Annotated in this window: 15 protein-coding genes; 9 read left to right on the top strand and 6 right to left on the bottom strand. The window is 70.3% G+C overall.

Annotated elements, in window-relative coordinates; translation table 11 throughout:
* The first annotated feature begins 22 nt into the window (after nt 1-22).
* The 4 genes from SMD20_RS32515 to SMD20_RS32500 all read left to right on the top strand — a co-directional run bounded on the left by SMD20_RS32515 (nt 23) and on the right by SMD20_RS32500 (nt 4,393).
* Nucleotides 23-772: an STAS domain-containing protein gene (locus SMD20_RS32515; RefSeq protein WP_329592745.1), complete on the top strand. Its 750-nt coding sequence runs from the start codon at nt 23-25 to the stop codon at nt 770-772.
* 53 nt (nt 773-825) lie between these two features.
* A complete protein-coding gene (locus tag SMD20_RS32510) occupies nt 826-1,038 on the top strand; it encodes a hypothetical protein (RefSeq protein ID WP_329588643.1) in 213 nt (70 codons plus the stop codon).
* A gap of 28 nt (nt 1,039-1,066) precedes the next feature.
* The gene (locus SMD20_RS32505; protein WP_329588641.1) at nt 1,067-2,899 is read left to right on the top strand and encodes a CheR family methyltransferase; all 1,833 of its coding nucleotides are present in this window, start codon (nt 1,067-1,069) and stop codon (nt 2,897-2,899) included.
* An 87-nt stretch (nt 2,900-2,986) separates the two neighbouring features.
* Nucleotides 2,987-4,393, top strand: coding sequence for a dihydrolipoyl dehydrogenase family protein (locus tag SMD20_RS32500; RefSeq protein ID WP_329588639.1), 1,407 nt, complete (start codon nt 2,987-2,989; stop codon nt 4,391-4,393).
* Here the strand turns inward: SMD20_RS32500 and SMD20_RS32495 are convergent.
* From SMD20_RS32495 to SMD20_RS32485, 3 genes are read right to left on the bottom strand one after another with little or no spacing between them, the layout of a single operon-like run.
* Complete coding sequence (locus SMD20_RS32495; RefSeq protein WP_329588637.1) at nt 4,350-4,748, bottom strand: STAS domain-containing protein; 399 nt, start codon at nt 4,746-4,748, stop codon at nt 4,350-4,352. The two genes, SMD20_RS32500 and SMD20_RS32495, sit on opposite strands and share 44 nt — an antisense overlap.
* Nucleotides 4,749-4,803: 55 nt before the next feature.
* Nucleotides 4,804-5,826, bottom strand: a complete 1,023-nt coding sequence (locus SMD20_RS32490) for a hypothetical protein (protein WP_329588635.1) — start codon at nt 5,824-5,826, stop codon at nt 4,804-4,806.
* On the bottom strand, nt 5,823-7,031 hold the full coding sequence (locus SMD20_RS32485) for a hypothetical protein (protein ID WP_329588634.1): 1,209 nt from the start codon (nt 7,029-7,031) through the stop codon (nt 5,823-5,825). The genes SMD20_RS32490 and SMD20_RS32485 overlap by 4 nt, the downstream gene beginning before the upstream one ends.
* Before the next feature lie 258 nt (nt 7,032-7,289).
* Between SMD20_RS32485 and SMD20_RS32480 the strand changes: the two genes are divergently transcribed.
* From SMD20_RS32480 to SMD20_RS32470, 3 genes are all read left to right on the top strand, one after another.
* Nucleotides 7,290-9,434, top strand: coding sequence for a transglycosylase domain-containing protein (locus SMD20_RS32480; RefSeq protein ID WP_329588632.1), 2,145 nt, complete (start codon nt 7,290-7,292; stop codon nt 9,432-9,434).
* Nucleotides 9,435-9,660: 226 nt separating this feature from the next.
* Nucleotides 9,661-10,632 carry a LacI family DNA-binding transcriptional regulator gene (locus SMD20_RS32475; RefSeq protein WP_329588631.1) on the top strand — a complete coding sequence of 324 codons (972 nt, stop codon included), beginning with the start codon at nt 9,661-9,663 and terminating at the stop codon, nt 10,630-10,632.
* Nucleotides 10,619-11,911: a serine/threonine-protein kinase gene (locus tag SMD20_RS32470; RefSeq protein WP_329588630.1), complete on the top strand. Its 1,293-nt coding sequence runs from the start codon at nt 10,619-10,621 to the stop codon at nt 11,909-11,911. The genes SMD20_RS32475 and SMD20_RS32470 overlap by 14 nt, the downstream gene beginning before the upstream one ends.
* Before the next feature lie 103 nt (nt 11,912-12,014).
* On the opposite strand, the gene SMD20_RS32465 is transcribed toward SMD20_RS32470, so the two are convergent.
* Complete coding sequence (locus SMD20_RS32465) at nt 12,015-13,091, bottom strand: GH12 family glycosyl hydrolase domain-containing protein (protein WP_329588629.1); 1,077 nt, start codon at nt 13,089-13,091, stop codon at nt 12,015-12,017.
* Between the two features lie 264 nt (nt 13,092-13,355).
* Here SMD20_RS32465 and SMD20_RS32460 point away from each other — a divergent pair, with 264 nt between their 5' ends.
* Both SMD20_RS32460 and SMD20_RS32455 read left to right on the top strand, forming a co-directional pair.
* Nucleotides 13,356-14,420, top strand: a complete 1,065-nt coding sequence (locus tag SMD20_RS32460; RefSeq protein ID WP_329588628.1) for a lytic polysaccharide monooxygenase — start codon at nt 13,356-13,358, stop codon at nt 14,418-14,420.
* A complete protein-coding gene (locus SMD20_RS32455) occupies nt 14,417-14,950 on the top strand; it encodes a hypothetical protein (RefSeq protein ID WP_329588626.1) in 534 nt (177 codons plus the stop codon). Before SMD20_RS32460 ends, SMD20_RS32455 begins: the two co-directional genes overlap by 4 nt.
* Nucleotides 14,951-15,084: 134 nt before the next feature.
* On the opposite strand, the gene SMD20_RS32450 is transcribed toward SMD20_RS32455, so the two are convergent.
* On the bottom strand, nt 15,085-17,667 hold the full coding sequence (locus tag SMD20_RS32450) for a glycoside hydrolase family 9 protein (protein ID WP_442942616.1): 2,583 nt from the start codon (nt 17,665-17,667) through the stop codon (nt 15,085-15,087).
* Entirely contained in the window at nt 17,610-20,510 is a 2,901-nt protein-coding gene (locus SMD20_RS32445; protein ID WP_329588623.1) for a glycoside hydrolase family 48 protein, read from the bottom strand. The genes SMD20_RS32450 and SMD20_RS32445 overlap by 58 nt, the downstream gene beginning before the upstream one ends.
* Nucleotides 20,511-20,693 lie beyond the last annotated feature (183 nt).

Here is a 20,693-nt window from a genome sequence, read left to right as displayed (position 1 = left end):
GGGGGAGGAGGGCCGTCCGGTGATGCAACTGTCTGTGCGGCTCGTGCCCGTCGGAGAGACGACCCTGGTGGTCGCCCTCACGGGAGAGCTGGATGCGACGACCAGGCCCGTCCTGGCCGCGTTCCTGGACCCGCTGCCGCAGTCCAGGGTCGAACACGTCGTGATCGCCGCCGCCGATCTCTGGTTCTGCGACCTCGACGGGCTGCAGCAGCTCGCGCTCACGCACCGCGCCATGCGGAGGAAAGGCGGCGGCCTCCTCGTGGCGGAGGCCAGGCCCTCGCTGCTCCGGCTCATCTCGCTCATGAACGAGCAGACGGAGCCGATCCCGGTCTATCCGAGCATGCCGGAGGCCCTGGCGCAGACCGACGTGGACGTCTACGAGGTGTCGGGGCCGCCCACGCCGATCCCCCGCCACATGCCGCTTCTCCGGAACGTCCGCACCAGCCCGCTGGGCGAGGACCCGCGCGACCGCCCGCGCCCGCCGAAAGAGGCGCCGCCCACGCTGTCCCTGGTGATGAGCCGCTCGCGCGGCCTGCGCGAGCAGACCCTCCGCCAGCGCTCGACGCTGACCCGGCAGCTCCTGCGGACCGCGCAGTCCCGCACCCTGCTGCTGTCGGCCCGCGAGCGCTGCGTCGCCAGCCTGGAGGTGCTGCGCACGAGCCGCGTCAACATCCAGTCCGCGATCGACGGCCGGGCCGCGCCCCCTGTGCCCCACGCGCATGACGGCGACGTTTCCGGACAGGAGAGGAGGCATGTGGACGACAGGAGGTGACCTCGTCGCCGCCGGCGCCGGCGGAGCAGGACGCCCGTCGAAGGGGGGACCAGGTGCGCGACGACGAGTTGGCCAGGGAGATCGATCAGCTCCTGCGGGACGGCCGGGCGAACGCGCAGCCGGACGCGATGGAACGCGCCCTGTGGGTGGCCGTCCGGCGACTGGAGGAGCGAGTACGGACACTGGAGCGCATAACCGGCACGGCTGAGGAGCCCACACTGCGATCCGGTATCGGCCGGGGCGACGAATCCGCGATGACCGACTGAGCGGAGCCGCCCGGCGTAGGCTGGCGCGGTGACTCCTGAGGATGAGCGCGAGCTCGACGATCTCCTCCTCCTGCTGAAGGAGACCCGCGGCTTCGACTTCACCGGCTACAAGCGGGGCACCCTCGTCCGTCGCATCGCCCGCCGGCTGGAGGCGCTGAAGCTGGCCGCCTACGGCGAATACCGGGACTACCTGGAGCTGCACTCCGAGGAGTACACCCGGCTGTTCGACAGCCTCCTGATCAACGTCACGAGCTTCTTCAGGGACGCCGCCGCCTGGCAACGGCTGCGCGAGAGCGTGCTCCCCGCCCTGATGGAGCACGATCAGCCCATCCGCGTGTGGAGCGCCGGCTGCGCCACCGGCGAGGAGGCGTACACCATCGCCATGGTGCTGGCCGAGGAGCTCGGCGTCGACGCCTTCCGCGAGCGCGTCAAGATCTACGGCACCGACCTCGACGAGAAGGCGCTGCACCTGGCCCGCACCGGGGTCTACTCCGAGCGGGCGCTCGGCGAGGTGCCGCTCGACCTGCGCGAGACCTACTTCGAGCCGGTCGAGAGCGGGTTCACCTTCCGCCGCGACCTGCGTCGCCAGCTCATCTTCGGCCGCAACGACCTGACCCGCGACGCGCCCATCTCGCGCGTCGACCTGCTGCTCGTCCGCAACACGCTGATGTACTTCAACACGGAGATGCAGGTCAACGTCGTCCGGCGCTTCCACTTCGCGCTGGCCGACACCGGCTTCCTGTTCCTGGGCAAGGCCGAGATGCTGCTCAACCACAGCGACACGTTCGAGCCCGTGGACCTGCGGATGCGGCTGTTCAGGAAGCTCAGGCCGACCGGCCACAGCACCCGGGCGACCTGGTCGGCGGTCGGCAGCGCCTCCGACCTCGCCGCGCGGCTGCCCGCCCTGGCGTCGGTCGCCCTCGCCTCGGGGCCGGTGGCGCAGCTCGTGCTCGACCTGCCGGGCGACCTGGCGCTGGCCAACTCCAGGGCCGAGGCGCTGTTCAACCTCGGCCCGCGCGACGTCGGCCGGCCGTTCCAGGACCTGGAGGTGTCCTACCGGCCGGTCGAACTGCGCTCGGTCATCGAGCAGGCCCGCCACGAGCTGCGTACGGTCGAGCTGCGGGAGGTGAGCTGGCGGCGGCCCGGCCAGCCGGAGGACAGCGTCTTCGACATCTCCGTGGTGCCGCTCCTCGCCTCGGGGAACCTGGCGGGCATCAGCATCCACTTCAACGACGTCACCCGTTACCGCAGGCTGCGCGACGAGCTGGAGGAGGCCAACCGCCAGCTCGAACAGGCCTACGAGGAGCTCCAGTCGCTCAACGAGGAGCTGGAGACCACCAACGAGGAGCTCCAGTCCACCAACGAGGAGCTGGAGACCACCAACGAGGAGCTCCAGTCCACGAACGAGGAGCTGGAGACGATGAACGAGGAGCTCCAGTCCACCAACGACGAGCTGCAGCAGATCAACGACGCCCTCGCCGCCCGCACCATCGAGCTGGACGAGGTCAACCGGTTCGTCTCGTCGGTGGTGCGCAGCCTCGGCGACGCGGTGGTGGTGCTGGACGACCAGCTCAGGGTGATCGTCTGGAGCCCCGGGGCGGAGGAGCTGTGGGGGGTGCGGACCGGCGAGGCCGTGGGCGCGACCCTCTCGGCGCTCGACATCGGCCTGCCGCTCGACGTGCTCGCCCCCCGGCTGCGGGCGGCGCTCCGCGCGGGCCCGCGCGAGGAGGGCCTGGTGCTCGACGCGGTCAACCGCAGGGGCCGGCCGGCGGCGCTCTCGGTGCAGGTGTCCCGCCTGCGGGCCGAGGACGACGACACGCGCGGGCTCATCCTGGTGATGAACGTGCTGGGCGCCGGCTGACGCCCGCCCGCGTGCGTGCCACGTCCACCTCTGCGCCCTTCGCATGAAAGAGTGCGATGCAGGGACGAAACGCATGGGGAGGCTGGGGTGCCCGACGAGTACGACGTCATCGTGATTGGCGCAGGTCCTGCCGGTGAGAACGTCGCGGACCGGGCGGTGCGCGGCGGCCTGACCGCCGCGATCGTCGAGGAGCGGCTGGCCGGCGGCGAGTGCGCCTACTGGGCCTGCGTGCCGAGCAAGGCGCTGCTGCGGCCGGTGGACCTGGCCGGCGAGGTGAGCCGGGTGCCCGGCATGTCGCTCGGCGAGATCGACGTGGCCGCCGTGCTGGCCCGGCGCGACGAGGCCGTCTCGCGCTACGACGACGGCGGGCAGGTGCGGTGGATCGAGGGCGTGCCGGCCGAGTTCGTGCGCGGCCGGGGACGGCTCGACGGGCCGAAGCGGGTCCGGGTCACGCTGTCCGACGGCGGCGAGCGGGTGCTGACCGCCCGCCAGGCCGTGGTGCTCGCCACCGGCAGCACGGCGGCGGTGCCGCCGGTGCCCGGCCTGGCCGAGGCCCGGCCGTGGACCAGCCACGAGGTGACGGCGGCCACCGCCGTCCCCGAGCGGCTGGTCGTGATCGGCGGCGGCGTCGTGGCCTGCGAGATGGCGCAGGCGATGCACGGGCTCGGCGCCCGCCAGACGACGGTGCTCGTCCGGGGCGGCGGGCTGCTCGGCCGGATGGAGCCGTTCGCGGGCGAGATGGTGGCCGAGTCGTTCGCCGCGGCCGGCATCGACGTGCGCACCCACACGGACGTGGTCCGGGTGGAACGGCCCGAGCCCGGCGGGAAGGTCACCGTGCACCTGTCCGACGGGCCGCCGCTGGAGGCCGACGAGCTGCTGGTCGCCACCGGCCGCGAGCCCGCCACCGGCGACCTCGGGCTCGCCTCGGTGGGCCTGGCCGACGGCGCGTACGTCGAGGTGGACGACAGCATGCGCGCCACCGGCGTGGCCGAGGGCTGGCTCTACGCCGTGGGCGACGTCAACGGCCGGGCGCTGCTCACCCACATGGGCAAGTACCAGGCCCGGGTGTGCGGCGACGTGATCGCGGCGCGGGCCCGCGGCGACGAGCTGTGCGAGATGCGCGACCTCGCCGACCACTACGGCGCCCCGCAGGTGGTCTTCACCGACCCGCAGGTCTGCGCGGTCGGCCGTACGGAGGAGGCGGCGAAGAAGGCGGGCTTCCACGCGCGCGCCGTCGACTACGACCTCGGCTCCGTGACCGGGGCCTACCTGCTGGGCGAAGGCTACCGCGGCAGGGCCAGGGCCGTCGTGGACGAGGACAGGAGGGTGCTGCTCGGGGTGACGTTCGTCGGGCCGGGGGTCGGCGAGCTGCTGCACGCGGCCACGATCGCGGTCACCGCCGAGGTGCCGATCGACCGGCTCTGGCACGCCGTGCCGTCGTTCCCGACGGTCAGCGAGGTGTGGTTGCGCCTGCTGGAGGCGTACGGGCTCTAGAAAGCTCCGCGAGGATCTCCGCGACGCTGTCGCGGAGATCGACGTGCGCGAGCAGGTCCGTCTGCCGCAGCACGTCCAGCAGGTGGCCGGACGGCCGGACCAGGATGATCCGGCCGTCGCCGTGCTCCTCCTCCATGCGCTGCATCGCCATCGCCAGCACGCCGATCACCGAGGAGTCGTAGAAGTCGAGCTCGGCGAGGTCGAAGACGAGGACCGGGCCGTCGGACCAGTCCCATACGTCGTTGACGCGGGCGCTGAACCTGACCCGCCCGGCGTGGTCGAGCCGGCCGCCGGCGCGCAGGACCGTGCAGTGCGGATGGCGCGTCGTGTCGATGCGCAGGCCGTTGCTGGTCACCTGTTCCTCCTGCCCCCGGAGCGACGTTTTCACAGGTGATCGCTGTTTTGCCTGTTCAACCCAGCTCGGACGGCCGCGTCCCGCTGACGGTGCCGTACTCCAGCGTGGGGACCACGCCGGGGACGGGCGTGAGGACCACCAGCAGCGGCGAGCCGGCCGGGCACGGCACCTCCAGCTCGGTCAGGTTGCCCTGGGCGCGCTGCTCGGGCACGCCGAGGTCGCCGTCCCTGATGCTGAGCACCTGCTCCACGTGCGGGGCGGCGGCCCGGACGAGCTTCCTGGTGGCGTGCCGCAGCCAGCGCAGCTCGCTGTTGATCCGCCGCCAGGTGGCGGGGATGACGGCGGCGGGCTCCGCCTTGGTGCCGAGCCGGAAGGTGAGGTAGCCGCTGGAGCCGAACGTGTGCGGCAACGCCGGGTTGACCAGGAACAGGTTCGAGCGGAGCTGCCGGGTGCCCTGCCGGCTGAGGTTGACCAGCCCGCCGGCGCTGATCAGCGAGTACACCTCGCAGCGGCAGCCGTCGAGCTGGTCGGTGTCGAAGTCGGCGGCCGGCGGCTCCTCGAACACGATCTTGTCGAGGCGCAGCCCGGCCACGCCGTCGGGGATGATCCGGTCGCCGACGAGCTCGCGCACCTCGGGGCTGACGCCGTCGCCTTCCATGATGTCGAGCGCCTCGACGCAGATCAGCCCGTCATCGGGGATCTCGTCGGCGGACAGGTCGAAGGCGACCTGGGCGTGCGAGCGGCGGCCGCGCAGCAGCACGCACTGGCGCAGCCGGCCCTGCGAGCGGATCTGGACCAGCCGGGGCAGCGCGGCCGCCGCCTCGGTGACGCCGGTGTGCCAGCCGCTCACCGAGTGCTCGTCCACCGACAGGGACATGCGCACCCGCAGCGCGCGGCCCTGTGCGGCGATCTTGAAGCCGGCCAGTCCCGAGGTCTCGAACCGGCCGATGATCTGCGAGCCACGATGCAGCCGGTCGGTCACCTGGAGGGCGGCGATCTGGCCGCTGCGCAGGTGCGCGGGCGGGATCGCGGGCAGGATCACCTGGTCGAGGTCGGTGCCGGACCCAACGCTGTTCATCGGATGCTCCTCGCGGGGGTGAGAGTGGCGGACAGCCCTGCCGGATGACGGAAGTCGAAGCGGGTGAGCAGGGGTTCACGCCGCTCCCACATGCGGTGCACCGCGCCGAAGAGGGGGTCGCCGTCGCGCTCGACGTAGCGGAGGTTGACCGCCAGCACGCGCGGGTAGTCCGCGCCGTGCGCCCAGTGCGGCAGGAGCTGGGTGGGCACGTCCGCGCCGCAGCGGCGCATCCACAACCACAGCCGGGCGCGCTCGCGCTGCTCGGGGCCGAGGATGGTCTCGCCCTTGGCGTGCGTCGCGACCGCCTCCTCCAGCAGCCGCACCTGGTCCGACGCCGTACGAGCCAGGTGGGTGGCGCCGCAGTGAGCGCCCTCCGAGAAGCCTGACTGGATGACGGGGATGCCGAAGGCGGGCAGGTCGCTGTCCTCGAAGCTGACGGCGACGTCGGTGAGGCTCCACAGGATGTTCGTCGACAGCTCGCCCAGGCCGGAGCGCACGCGGCGGTGATCGGGCGCGATCGGGTCGACGAACAGCCAGTTGGCGGACTCCTCGGAGGCGGCGAACCGCGCGGTGGTCTCGAACAGCTCGGTGTCCCTGCCGGGCGCGTGCGCGGCGACCGTGATCGTGGGCAGGCCGGGGTCGAGGCCCAGGCGGGCGCAGCCGTAGGCGCGGAGCTGGCGGCGCTCGGTGTCCGTACGGACCTGGTAGCCGGTCTTGGCCTGCCAGGCCACCCGCTCGGCGCTGTGCCTGATCACCTCGCGGTTCGGCCAGACGTACTGTTCGAAGAAGGCCGCCACGCGGCCGGGCAGCTCGTCCTCGAACGATCTCGGCCCGTCGTCGGGGAACAGCGCGTACGCCTGGAGCGTGCCGGTGCCGTGCACGTGCACGACGGGGATGTCCCTGGGCAGGTCGCGATCCACCCGCCCGGTCACCAGCGCGACCGGCGGCGTCTCGGGCTGGAGGTCGGCCGTCGCGCCGAACACCTCGGCGAGCTGCCGGGACTCCGGGTCGCCGTGGACGACCAGCCGCGCCGCGGCGGCGCCGCACACGGCCTTGGCGACCATGAGTGTCCGCACCACGGCCCTGATGTCCTGGTCGAACACCTCCGCCACGACGCATCGCTCGCCACCGGGGTTGTCTCCCCAGTAGGTACGGGCCGCGCGGAGCAACCGATCGAAATGCCCGCCATCTCCGACACGATGCATGAGACCTCCAACGGGGCAGGTAGATATGCCCTGGTAGAGGGTGCCAGAGGGCCGTACGTCCGCCCCCGAGCCGCGACGACGTTTTGCCGACGCCTGACGGGAACCAGAAGGAACCGTGCCGTGCCGCGCGATGTGCCGGAAGTCACGGAAACGAGAGCGAACCAACCGGCTGTCGCCGGGGTCCAACGTTTTTACATGGAGCACGCCATGCCCGGGTTTAGGATGCACCCTATTGCCACGAAGGGGAGGAATTTCCGCATGGGTTCCCGCTTGTCAGGTATCGCGCGTCTCACCGCGGCGGCGGTGGCGGCCGGCGTGGTGACCGCGGCCATCGCACTGCCCGCGGTAGGTGGCACGGGAGCCATGTTCGTCGGCGCCTCGGAGGATCTGGGCATCAAACCCGAGGAGCTCAAGGAGCCCCCGCTGGCGGAGCAGACCACCGTGCTCGACGCCGACGGCAACGAGATCGCCTGGTTCTACGAGCAGTACCGCAAGACGGTCTCGCTCGACCAGGTGGCCGAGGTGATGAAGAAGGCCATCATCTCCATCGAGGACTACCGCTTCTACGAGCACGGCGCCATCGACATCGAGGGCACCATGCGCGCCCTGGCCAAGAACCTCGCCTCCGGCGGCATCGCCCAGGGCGGCTCGTCGATCACCCAGCAGTACGTCAAGCAGGTGCTGCTCAACTCGGCGACCAGCGAGAAGGAGAAGAACGCCGCGCTGGAGGCCAGCTACGCCCGCAAGCTCAAGGAGCTGCGCTACGCGATGGCCGTCGAGGCGAAGTACACCAAGGACGAGATCCTGGAGAAGTACCTCAACATCGCCTACTTCGGCGCCGGCGCGTACGGCGTGGAGGCGGCGGCCCAGCGCTTCTTCGGCGTCAGCGCCTCCAAGCTCACCCTGTCACAGGCCGCCACCCTGGCCGGCGCGGTGCAGGACCCCAACGCCACTGACCCCAACCTGGGCAAGAAGCAGCGCGCGAAGTTGCTCGACCGGCGCAACGTGGTGCTCAACCGGATGGCGGAGCTGAAGAAGATCACGCAGGAGGAGGCCGACGCGGCCAAGTCCAGAAAGCTCGGCTACAAGGGCACCCCGATCCCCGGCGGCTGCGGCACCAGCAAATACCCGTACTTCTGCATGTACGTGCGCAACGAGATCCTCAGCAACTCCGACTTCGGCAAGACGGCCAAGGCCCGCGAGCAGTTCCTCAACCGCGGCGGCCTGACGATCAAGACCACGATCGACCCGAAGATGCAGAAGGCGGCCGAGCAGGCCATCAAGAAGCACGTCTTCGCCAGCGACAACCCGGTGGCCTCCGAGGCGCTGGTCCAGCCGGGCACGGGCGCGATCAAGGCGATGGCGGCCAGCCGCGCGTACGGCACCAACAAGCGCAAGAAGGAAATGTCGTACAACGTGGTCGCCGACGCGGTGCACGGCGGCGGCGTCGGCTTCCAGGCCGGCTCGACGTTCAAGACCTTCACGCTGCTGACCGCGCTCGACCAGGGCATGAAGATCAACGACGGGTTCACGGTCGGCAGCGGCTACCGTGCCCCCTACTACTCGACGTTCAAGAACTGCAAGGGCGAGAACATCGCCGACCCGAGCCACACCGTCACCAACGACGAGGGCGGCGGCGGCTTCAAGTCGCTGGCGACCGGCACCTGGGGCTCGGTCAACACCTTCTTCATGATGCTGGAGCAGAAGGTGGGGCTCTGCAGCGTCGTGAAGACCGCCAAGAGCCTCGGCATCAAGCGCTCCGACGGCCTGCCCCTGCAGGAATTCTCCACGTTCACGCTCGGCATCAACGAGATGGACCCGGTGACCGTGGCCAACGCCTACGCGGCGATCGGCGCGCGCGGCAAGTACTGCGCGCCCATGGCGATCAGCTCGATCAAGGACCGCAACGGCAAGGTCACGACGTACAAGCCGAAGTGCAAGCAGGCGATCGACCCCGAGGTGACCGACGCGGCGGCGAACATCCTGTCGGGCGTCTTCACCAAGGGCACGATGCGCGGCGTCGGCGGCATCGGCCGTCCGGCGGCGGGCAAGACGGGCACCACCGACTCGCAGGCCACCGCCTGGTTCGCCGGGTTCACGCCGGACCTCGCGGGCGCGGTCAGCATCGGTGACCCGCGGGGCGCGGTCAACCACAAGCTCAACAACATCACGATCGGCGGCCGTTACTACGGCTCGGTCTTCGGGGCCTCCATCCCCGGCCCGATCTGGAAGGACACCATGATCGCGGCGCTGAAGGGCGTCCCGCCGACGGACTTCACCCCGGTCAACAGCTCCAGGTTCGGCGGGTGCGGGTCGAGCTGCCAGCCGCGTCAGCCGGTCGAGCCCGAGCAGGGCGACGACGGCGACGGCTTCGACGTCCGCTTCGGCGGCGAGGACGGCTGATCGATAAGGATTCTTTTCAAAAAGGTCGGATACGACAAAACGGACATGGAAATATGCCGGTGATCAACCCTCGGAACAAAAACTCCGAGGGTTACCACCGCCGCTAGCTCCGCAAATTCCGGATGCGTCCGCACAACGGGACGCACTCTCAGCAAAGGCCCTATTAACAACGGCGAAACGTTGGTAACGTTGGGAGCGCTCCCAGGATCTTTCCGCGAGGTGCTCCATGACCGAGCAGCCCACACTGGCACAGGTGGCCGCCGCTGCCGGGGTTTCCCCCGCGACCGCCTCAAGAGTCCTCACGGGCTCGGTGCGGGTCAGTACCTCGACCCGCCGCCAAGTCTACGACGCCGTCTCCCGGATGGGTTACGTCCGCCATCGGGCGCCCAGGGGGGCGGCAGCGAAAACCACCGCCGACGGCGTCACCGCCGTGATCTGTGACCACCTTCCCCGACTGTTCTCCGAACCCTACTACGCCAGGCTCCTGTCCGCCGCCGGCGCGGTGATCGCCGAGCACGGCACCCACCTCATGGTGACCACCGTCACCCCCACCTCCTCGATCCTTCCCGCGCTGTCCGGCGCGGTGCTCATCATCGGGGCGCGCGAACGGCATCCCCTTGCCATCAAACTGTCCACCTCGGGCATTCCGGTCCGTAACATCGGCCGTCCGCCCCACGATCTCAAACTGCCGTACGCCGACGTCGACAACCTCGACGGCGGACGGCAGGCGGCCGAGCACTTCCTCCTCACCGGCCGCCGCAACGTCGCCGCGATCGGCGGCCCACCATCGCTGCCGGCCGCCCGCGACCGGCTCGAAGGGCTCGTCCGCACCCTCCAGGCGGCCGGCGCCCCCGACGTGCCGGTGGCCTACGGCGACTTCACCGCCGCCTCGGGCACCCATGCCATGCAGTGGTTGTTACGCCATGCCCCAGGGCTGGACGCCGTGTTCGTCGCCTCCGACCTCATGGCCGCGGGCGCGATCCAGGCGCTGCGCAGGGCCGGGCGCAAGGTGCCGGCCGACGTCGCGGTCATCGGGTTCGACGACGCGCCGGTGGCCAAGCACACCATGCCCGCGCTGACCACCATCCGCCAGCCCGTCGAGGAACTGGCCACGGTGGCCACCCGGCTGCTCCTCACGGGGGCGGCGGGAGTGGACCCCGTCCTGCCCACGGAACTGGTCGTCCGTGAGTCGGCTTGAGCCAGGGGACGTTCTGGCCCGGCGGTATCTGCTGCTGGATCCGCTGGCCAGAGGCGGCATGTCGATCATCTGGCGTGCCTTCGACCAGTCACTGCACCGGATGATCGCGGTCAAGGTGCTCACCGCCTCCTTGCACACCGACCAGGGTGAGCGGGTGAGCGTGCGCAGCGAGGCCCGTGCCGCCGCCAGGTTCCTCCACCCCGACACCATCGAGATCTACGACTACGGGGAGACCGTGACCCCGCACGGCTCCCTGGCGGCCTACGTCGTGATGCCGCTGCTCGACGGCACGCCGCTGGCCGACCGCATCGAGCAGGGGCCCCTGCCGTGGACCGAGGCGGCGGCCATCGCGCTCCGCCTCGCGCGCGTCCTCATGGCCGGGCACGCGCGCGGCCTGGTCCACCGGGACGTCACCGCCGAGAACGTGCTGCTCACCGGCGACGGGCCGAAGCTGCTCGACTTCGGCATCGCGGCATGGGCCGGCGACCCTGAGGACGACCGCGGCACCCCGCCGTACGTCGCCCCCGAACGCCTGCTCGGCGCGCCCACCCACCCCGCCGTGGACGTCTACGCCCTGGGTGTGCTGCTGCACACCATGCTCACGGGGAGCACGCCGTACCCGGAGACCACGTGGGAGGAGATCGAGGCGGCCCGCCGCACGTCTCCCCCGCCGCGCGTCCCCGGGGTGCCGCACGCCGTGGCCTCGCTCTGCCAGCGTTGCCTCGCGCACCGGCCGGAGGAGCGGCCCACGGCGGCGGAGATCGTCGCCGGGCTCAACTCCGCGCTGGGCTCGGCCACCCTGAGCCGGCACGTACGCCGGGGCGTGACCGTGGTGGGATCGGCCGCGGTCGCGCTCTCGGCGCTGCTGTGGTTCCAGCAGACCGGGATCCAGCGGGCCGCCGTCCAGCAACCGTCCGCCACGCCGCCGCCGCAGCAACAGCAGCAGGAGCGGGTGGTCGCCGAGCCGACGGCCGGCGCCACCGCCCGCTACATGGAGAGCAGTCCCGCCACGTCCGTCACGGTGGAGCAGGCGGTCACCCAGTTCCAGAGCGCGCTGGAGGCCCGTACGCCGTGCGGCGCGACCGACGCCGACGTCGTCCTCGACCTCAAGCAGGTGCTCCAGTCCACGGTGGTGCCGCGCGGGCCGTACGGGACCACGACGCAGAACCTGCGGCAGAAGCTCTCCGACCGGCTGCGGGAGGGCCGGCTCGCGCCGGCCTGCCTGAGCGAGCTGCAGGCCCGGCTCGACGACATCGAGCAGGCGATGGAAAGGGACTGACCAGCGCTTGGCGGATTGATTTTGGCGGAGGGGTACGGCAGCACCAGCCGTACCCCTCCTCCGCGCGGCCCGTGCCCCTCGCTCAAGCACGCCCGCGCGGATCTCACGCGCAGGTGTAACCGCTCGGCACCTGCGAGTTGCCGCCCGGCCTGGTCGCCTGGAAGCCGAAGCTGGTCGAGGCGTTCGGCGCGAGGGTCCCGTTGCCGCTCGCGTTCCTGGCCGTGACCGTGGAGCCGCTGACGCTGAGGGTCGCGTTCCACGAGCCGGTGATCGTGTGGCCGGCGGGGAGCGTGAACGTCACCGCCCAGCCGTTCTTCGTCGCCGAGCCGGTGTTGGTCACCGTGACGGGCTGGATGACGTAGCCGCCCTGCCACTGGGACTGCGTGGTGGCGACGGCCGTGCAGCCGCCGCCGCTCGAGCCGCCCGAGCCGAAGGAGAAGGAGTTGACCGCGAGACCGGCGCCGCCGACCCAGGGCTCGAAGCCGGCCTGGACGCTGGTGAGGTACCACGAGCGCTGGGCGTAGCCGCGGCCGATGGCGTCGCTCAGGAACGTGTCGATCGTGAAGTCGATCGAGGCGGTGGGCGAGGTGCGCACGTACGAGATCACGTTCCAGCCGATGTTGCCGTACCAGACCTGCCAGGTGCCGCCGGCCAGGTTGACGGTGCCGATCGGGGAGCCGACCGGCTGGATCGAGCCCATGTGGTTGAGCCAGACCATGATCTCGGCGCCGGTGTTCTGGCCGTCGGTGCGCGGGGTGGGGTCGAACCAGATGTCGTAGGCGGCGTCCCACACGCCGCCGCTCGGGTAGGTCATGCTCACGGCGGTGCGCAGCGAGCCGAACGACGGCGAGCTCGCCTGCATCGGCAGGTTGCTGCCGGTGCTGCAGGTGGCGTAGTGGCAGCCCGCGTAGACGGCCGGGTAGGAGGCCGGGGCGCCGTTCGTGGGCTTGTTGTGCGCGGCCTGGGTGACGGTGAAGCCGCCGTTCTGGTTGACGTCGATGCACTGGGCGGTGTCGGCGCCCCACACGTTGTTCATGACGACGTAGCGGCCGTTCTGGACGGTGGTGGAGGCGTACTTGCCGCACAGCACCGGGGCGGCCTGGGCGGGCGCGGCGATCAGGCAGCCGGCGAGCAGCGCCAGTATCGCCCCGATGAGCAGATGGGTGTGCGCGTACCTCATGACATGTGGCTCCCGCTTCTCGGAGAACAGGATATGTGGGAGCGCTCCCAACAGGGAGGCTTCCCGGCGTTCCGTGAAGCGGCAAGAGCGCGCATGTAATTACCACCTGCCGCTATGCGGCTACCAGGGGAAACCCTGACCATGATCGGCTGAAAGTTTCACGGCACGTTGTCGGAACGGCCCGGCGCGTGGTTCACTGGCGCTGGCCGGGCGGGCTGGGTCGTGGGGCAGTTTCCTCTGTCGTCAGCGCAAGGGAAAGCCCAGATGAAAGCAGTGAAGCGGACGGCGATCGCCGCCGTCCTGGTTCTGATCACCACGATCCTGATCGCACCCAACCCCGCACAGGCGCACGGCGTCATGATGGTGCCGGGCGGCCGCACCTTCCTGTGCTGGCAGGACGGCCTGCGGGAGAACGGCCAGATCCTCCCCTACAACCCCGCCTGCGCGGCCGCCGTCGCCCAGAGCGGCAGCACGCCCCTCTACAACTGGTTCGCGGTGCTGCGCTCCGACGGCGCCGGCCGCACCTCCGGGTTCATCCCCGACGGCCAGCTCTGCAGCGGGGGCACCGGTGGGCCGTACGACTTCTCGGCCTACAACGCGGTCCGCTCCGACTGGCCGGTGACCCATCTGACCTCGGGCGCGACCATCCAGATGCGGCACAGCAACTGGGCCAAGCACCCCGGCTCGTTCAACTACTACATCACCAAGAACGGCTGGAACCCGAACGGGCCGCTGAAGTGGTCGGACCTGGAGCCGTTCGGCAGCGTCACCAACCCGCCGGACACCGGCCCGGCCGGCGCGCTCAACTACTACTACTGGAACAGCCAGCTCCCGTCCGGCAAGACCGGCCGGCACATCATCTACACGCACTGGATCCGCTCGGACAGCAACGAGAACTTCTACAGCTGCTCCGACGTCGTCTTCGACGGCGGCAACGGCGAGGTCACCGGCGTCGGCCCGGGCGGCAGCACGCCCGGCCCCTCCGTCACGCCGACGGTGACGTCCACGCCGACGCCGAACGGCGCCTGCACGGCGACGTGGAAGGCCACCGACACCGGCTGGGCCGGCCACTTCCAGGGTGAGGTGACGGTGAAGAACACCAGCACCTCCAGCCTGAACGGCTGGACGGTCTCCTGGACCTACGGCGGCGGCCAAGGCTTCGACGGCTCGCCGTGGAACGGCGTGCTGAGCGGTCAGCCGCCGAACGTGAAGGTCAAGAACGCCACTTACAACGGCCAGCTCGGCCCCAACGCCACCACCACGTTCGGGTTCAACGCCACCGGCTCGATCCCGAACCCCGCCCCGACCCTGACCTGCACCAGCCCGTGATCAAAACCCGTCGCGGGCTCATCGCGGCGATCATCACCCTGGCCGGGCTGAGCCTGGCCGGGGTGATGTTCTTCGCCGGCAGGCAGCCGTCGTCGCAGCTCGATCGAGAGCTCTCCGCGCAGGTCACCAAGATCCTTGAGGAGTCCTCGCCGGACGAGCACCACGCCCACGGCCACGGCACCCTCGACACGCGCGTCATCTGCGCGGTGGAGCCGTTCGGCGTCGAACCGCCGGGCGCGAAGTCGCTGGTCGAGGTCACCTGGGTCTACGCCCGTCACCTGTGCGCGGTGACCGGCGAGGGCACGGACTGGGCGCAGTCCGTACGCGCCTCCGGCCCGATCGCCGTCAAGATCAGCATCCCGCCGCAGGTGCGGGTGCCCGCGCCGGGACCCGGCTACCGGGACCACGTCCTCCGGCTGATCCCCGAGCGCTACCACGCGCAGGCCCTGAAGGAGGAGTTCGCCGACGAGTCGTTCATCGACCTCGCCCGCGAGCGCTTCGCGCAGGAGGTCAACCGCAGGCAGGGCTGAACCCCCAACGACAAACGGACGCGGCCGACTGGAGGAATCGACCGCGTCCGTCCCATCCGGGCGGGGATGGTTCATCGGGCAGGGTTATGAAGTTGTGGCCTCACCTCCTCATACGCAGCGGACGGCCTGAATGTTCAGCCGGTGCCCGGAGTGCAGGTCACCGGGTCGGGGACGCTCGCCGCGCCGCTCGCGAGGAAGCCGAACGTGGTGCTCGCGCCGGCGGCGAGGGCGCCGTTGTAGCTCTCGTTCCGTACCGTCACGGCGGAGCCGGACTGCGTGAGCCTGCCGCCCCAGATCTGGGTGATGGCGTTCTGTGAGGTCCAGGAGGCCGTCCAGCCGGTGATGGCCGCGGTGCCCGCGTTCTTCACGGTCACCTCGCCCTGGAAGCCGCCGCCCCACGAGTTCGTCACCTTGAACGTGGCCTGGCAGCCGCCCGGGGGCGGCGTCGTCACGTTCGTGGTGGTGAACGTCACCGCGTCCGAGGGCGGCGAGGTGTTGCCGGCCGCGTCCCTGGCCACGACGGTGGCCGAGTAGGACGTGGAAGGGGTGAGCCCCGTCAGGTCGAAGGAGGCGGTCGGGGACGTGCCTGCCTTGGTGGACCCCAGGTAGACGTCGTAACCCGACACGCCCACGTTGTCCGTGGAGGCCGTCCAGGTCAGCCTGGCGGTGGAGCCCGTGATCCCGGATGCCGCGGGCCTGCCCGGCTTGCTGGGCGGGGTGTCGTCCTCTTCCTCCGGACCCGGGGGCTCACCCCAGATCTTGGTGGCGCCGCTGTAGAGGGTGATGTTCGGGGTGCGGACCGGCGTCGCGCCCGGCGTGGTGGGGATGTTCCGGTACGACCAGTCGTTGGCCGGATCCCACGTGCCCGCGCTGCTGATCCTGAACTGCACCTCCCTGCGGTGCTGCGACTGCCCGGCCGGGGCGATGACCTGCCCGGAGCAGTCGATGTTCACGTAGTGCACGCCGCCGCCCAGCGAGCCGAGGGTGGGCGCCTTGCACTGCGTGTAGGCCGACGACACGCTGATCTGCGAGAGGGTCGTCGAGCCGTCGAGCGTGAAGTAGTAGCGGAACGAACCGTCCGACAGGACCCGGGCGGGCCAGGCCGACTGGTTGCGGACGATGGCCTTGATCTCCGTGAAGTTCGTGCCGGAGGCGTTCACGCCCGCCTCGACGAAGATCTCGGGACCGTCCGGCGTCTCCGCGGGCGGGAAGTTCGCCGCGGGGGTGCCCCCGTACTCCTTGTGGAGCCGGGCCAGCGCGCCGGTGAAGGCGGCGTTGTAGTCGGTGGCGACCTCGTTCATGACGTAGTCGTCGCGTTTGTCGGTGTAGGCGTCGTTCGGGTCGGGCGGGCCGCCGACGAGCGCCCCGTACAGGGTGTGGCGGGTCTGCTCGGGGTTCGTGATCTGGTCGGTCCACGAGCCGTGCGCCGTGCGGTGGTGCGGGTTCTTCGGCGGGTTGGCGCCGAACCCGATCAGGTACGAGGAGTTGCGCGGGTTGTCGCCGAGCGCGTAGTTGATCTGCCGGACCGCGAAGTCGTGGTAGCGGGCCTTGCGCGTGGCGTCGCCGATCGAGTCGCTGTGCACCAGCGCCGCGAACGCGGTGTTGGCCGCGTACCTGAGCGAGCCCCAGCGGTCGAGCACGGCCTGCCCGCCCGGCGAGTACGCCACCTTCGACCCGTTGACCCCGACCGTCCACCAGTCGAGCCAGCGGTTGGCGTCGTCCAGGTAGCGCTGCTTGCCGGTGAGCTTGTTGAGCAGCACGTACGCCCCGTACGACTTGTCGTCCCAGGCCAGCGTCCACTTGTACGACTTCGTGGTGCTCTGCGGCTCGTTGGACAGGTTGTCGTAGCCGGCCTCGGCCTTGGCCAGGTAGGAGGCGTCGTTCGTGGCCCGGTAGAGCCAGATCGCGCCCCACACCAGCTCGTCGTTGTAGCCGCTCCAGGAGTTGTAGTAGCCCTGGGCGTCGGTGATGCAGTCGCTGTACTTCCTCCGCACCGTGTCGGCGAAGGTGTAGAGCTGCTTGGCGTGCGTCAGCAGCGTGTCGGCGTAGGCCGCGTTCGTCGGCCTGAAGACCATCGAGGAGGCCGCCATCGCCGCCGCCGTCTCGCCGGCCAGGTCCGACCCGCCGCACGAGGCGTCGATCTTGTACGCCGGCCGCGCCATCTGCATCGCCTCGGCCGGACCCCACCAGGCGTGGTCCGTGCCGCCGTTGCCGACCTGCCCGTACAGCACGTTCGCCGACGGGTGGGCCTTGATGAAGTAGTCGTTGACGAACTTGAGGTTGTTCAGCAGGTGGGTGAGCTGGCCGGAGGAGCTGTAGGCGTCGCGGTACTCGACCGCGCCCCAGGCCAGCATGGTGGCGCTGTACGCCATCGGGAGCCCGAACTTCACGTGGTCGCCGGCGTCGTACCAGCCGCCCGTCAGGTCCAGGCCGACGTCCTTGCCGTCGTTGAGACCCGAGTCGCCGCGCCAGGAGACGCGGTTCCAGGAGGGCAGGTCGCCCGACTGCTGGGCCTCGTAGAACCACAGGGACTTCTGCAGCGCCTCGCCGTAGTTGAAGGCGGGCGCCGCGTGGGCGGCGGGGGCCGCCGGCCCTACCCCTGTGACCAGGGGCAGGACCAGCGACGCCGCAGCGATCAGCGCTGCTTTCCTTGCGGATCTCACGGGAAGAGCCGCCCGTACTCGGCCAGGGCGACGGCGACGTCCACCTGCGCCCAGAACCGGTGGTAGTTGAACACCGGCGCGGGGCCGGTGCCCTTGAGGAAGGCGTCCACCTTCGGCCAGTCCGGGTCGTTCTTGTAGAACGAGCGGATGGAGATGAAGGTCGAGCTGGAGTTGATGGTGTCGCCGTTCGGCATCTTGCCGCTCCAGCCGGCCGGGACGTACACCGGGTCGTCGATCCGGTTGTAGTCCGTCTTGGTCTCCGGCACCGACACGCCCTTGGCGTCCCGGTTCTTCCAGACGCCGTCGAGCAGGGCCTTGGCGGTGTTCTTGGCCGCGGTGTGGTTGGCCCGCGCCGCGTAGTACATCAGCACCTTGGCGTACGAGCCGGCGACGCCCACGTCCGTCGTGTGGTCCACGACGGTGACGTGCAGGTTGGGGTTGGCCGGCGGGACGTCGTTCGGCGAGCTGAAGTCGCCGGCCGGCTGGCCGGTCCAGCGCAGCGTCGAGGGGATCTGGTAGGTCCCGTCGGCGTTGATCGTGGTGTTGGCCAGCGCCCAGGTCACCCACTTGTCGAGGATGGTCTTGGCGTTGGCGTTGCCGGTCTGGTTGTACAGCTCGGCCACCCGCTCCATCGTCCACGCCTGGAAGCCGAACCACTGGTTCGACGGCGGGTCGTGGTAGACGGGCTGCCAGTCGTAGGTCATGCCGAAGAACTTCGGCAGGCCGCTCGGCGGGCTGGCGTAGTGGCCCTCCCAGCTGTTGGTCGCGCCGCCGGCGATGGCGCCCTCGTCGGACTGGAGCCACTTGTAGAACTGGAGCTGCCGGTTCAGGCTGGTGCTCCAGTCGGAGGCGCCGGTCGAGCTCTTGGGCTTGAGCTCGGCCACGTTGGCGAGCGCCCAGGCCGCGAACGGGTTCTGGTAGCCGGAGTGGTTGTGGCTGGAGCCGATGCGCCAGGCCCATCCGGCGCTGGAGTCGGTCGCGCCGCCCCACGCGTAGTACCAGGACAGCAGGTACGCCGAGGCGTCCTTGCCGGTCCCGGCCGCGCACGACGGGCTCGTGCAGCCCGGCTTCTTGAAGTACTTGTCGTACATCGCGTAGCGCAGGTAGTCGCCCATCTTGGCGGCCTTGGCCACGCTGGCCGAGACGTCGGCGGTCTTGCCCTGCGCCTTGGCCCAGGTCAGCGCCCAGTAGGCGACCTGGACGGCGCGGGCGTCGGCGTCGGGGGCGTTGGTGTACTTCCACTGCTTGGCGTAGGAGCTGTCCTTGATGAACAGGTCCAGGTAGCCGTTGGTGCCGCCGTGCTTGAAGGTGTCGCAGGACGGCTGCGGGATCGTCTCGAAGACCGACTCCTCCGGGCCGCGCTGGTAGGTGTTGATGTAGGCGGGCTTGGTGGTGCCGTCGCCGCAGCGGCCGAAGCCGTAGGTGTTGTCGACGTCGAGCAGCCAGTGCATGCCGTAGATGTCGCGGGTGCCGTACGCGGTCTGCAGCTCACTGGCCAGCGGGTCGGTGCCGACGGACACGCTGGAGTCGATCTGCGACGGGTAGCTGCTGATCGAGTTGTACTCGGCCGCGTACGTCGCCGGCTTGGACGCGTTGTAGAAGGAGTTCGTCGGCTGGTCGGCGGTGGCCGGGATGATGTACTTCTCCATCGACGCCCAGGCGGCGTTGAACTTCGACCAGTCGCCGGTCACCTGGCCGTAGGTCGCCTCCAGCCACAGGTAGTAGCTGTAGGCCTCGGACGTGGTCTCGTGCCCGTGGTCCGGCGCCTCGACCATGAACGTCTCGACCGAGTGGTACGGCACGCCCTCAGGCGAGAAGTAGCCGTTGGCCGGGTCGTGCAGCTCGTTGTAGAGCTCGACGAAGCGCTGCACGTAGGTGTTGTCGCCGCCGACGTCGTCGTCCGCCTCGCTGACGGTCACGTCGACCGGCGTGTAGCCGCTGGCGCTGACCCGGATCACGGCCGAGCCGCTGGTCGTGTCGGAGTCCTGCGCGGCCGCCAGGGTGACGTTCTGCGCGGTGTTCCAGTTCGACGGCGTGAAGGTGAGGCTCGCGCCGCCGGAGACCGTGATGTCGGCGTCGCCGCTGGCGCGGGCCACGCTGACGGTCACGTTGGAGGAGGGCGCCTGCGACAGCTTGACGCCGAAGGTCGCGGTGCCGCCCTCGGGCACCGACAGCGTGGTCGGGCTGACGACCAGGGCCGGGCCGGTGTTCTGCGAGACCGTGATGCCGACCGGCGAGGACGTCGTGACCGCGCCGCCGTTGTCGGTGGCGCGGGCGGTGATCGAGTAGCTGCCGGCCGCCACGTTCGTCCAGTTGTAGCTGTACGGGGAGGTGGTGTCGGTGCCGAGCAGCGTGCTGCCCTGGTAGAAGTCGACCTTGGAGACCGTGCCGTCGGCGTCGGCGGCGGTGGCCGCGATCGGCACGGTGGCGGGCGCGGTGAAGGTCTGCCCGGCCGTGGGCGAGGTCAGCGAGACCGTGGGCGGGGTGTTGTTGCCGACGCCGCCGCAGGTGACGCCGTTCACGCTGAACGACGTCGGGTTGGGGTTGCTGCCGGTCCAGGTCCCGTTGAAGCCGATGCTGGTGGAGGCACCGGTGCCGAGGCTGCCGTTGTAGGGCATGTTGGTGCCGGTGACGCGGGTGCCGCTCTGGCTCCAGTTGGCGCCCCAGCCGCTGGGCGTGTACTTCTGCCCGGTGGTCGGGTAGTCGAAGGCGAGCGTCCAGGAGGTGATGGGGTCACCGGTGTTCTTCAGCGTGATGTTCGCGGTGAAGCCACCCTGGCCGGGGCTGCTCGTCCACGAGTTGGCCGCGTACGTCACGTCGCACGAGACCGCGGCCTGGGCGGGGGCGGCCGCCACGGCCGTGGTCGCGCCGGCCACGAGGACGAGGGTCGTGGCCACGGCGAGCCGCCTCGATAAGCGCGTCAGAAGGGGCGGAGGTCTGAATTTCACGGGGTCTCCAGGGAGTAGGGGTGTGGGAGCGCTCCCAATCGGGATTGTGGGTGTGCTTCGGCGTATGTCAACGAAATGCCCGCCCGGTAACCCCTCTGTTTCCTCTCACCTGCCTGCCCTAGATGAAAGTTT

Origin of the sequence: Nonomuraea sp. LP-02 (genome assembly GCF_036289125.1) — a bacterium.
GTDB classification, from domain to species: domain Bacteria; phylum Actinomycetota; class Actinomycetes; order Streptosporangiales; family Streptosporangiaceae; genus Nonomuraea; species Nonomuraea bangladeshensis.
Note: the sequence above shows the minus strand (reverse complement) of the source record. Positions and strands in the feature narration are given on the sequence as shown.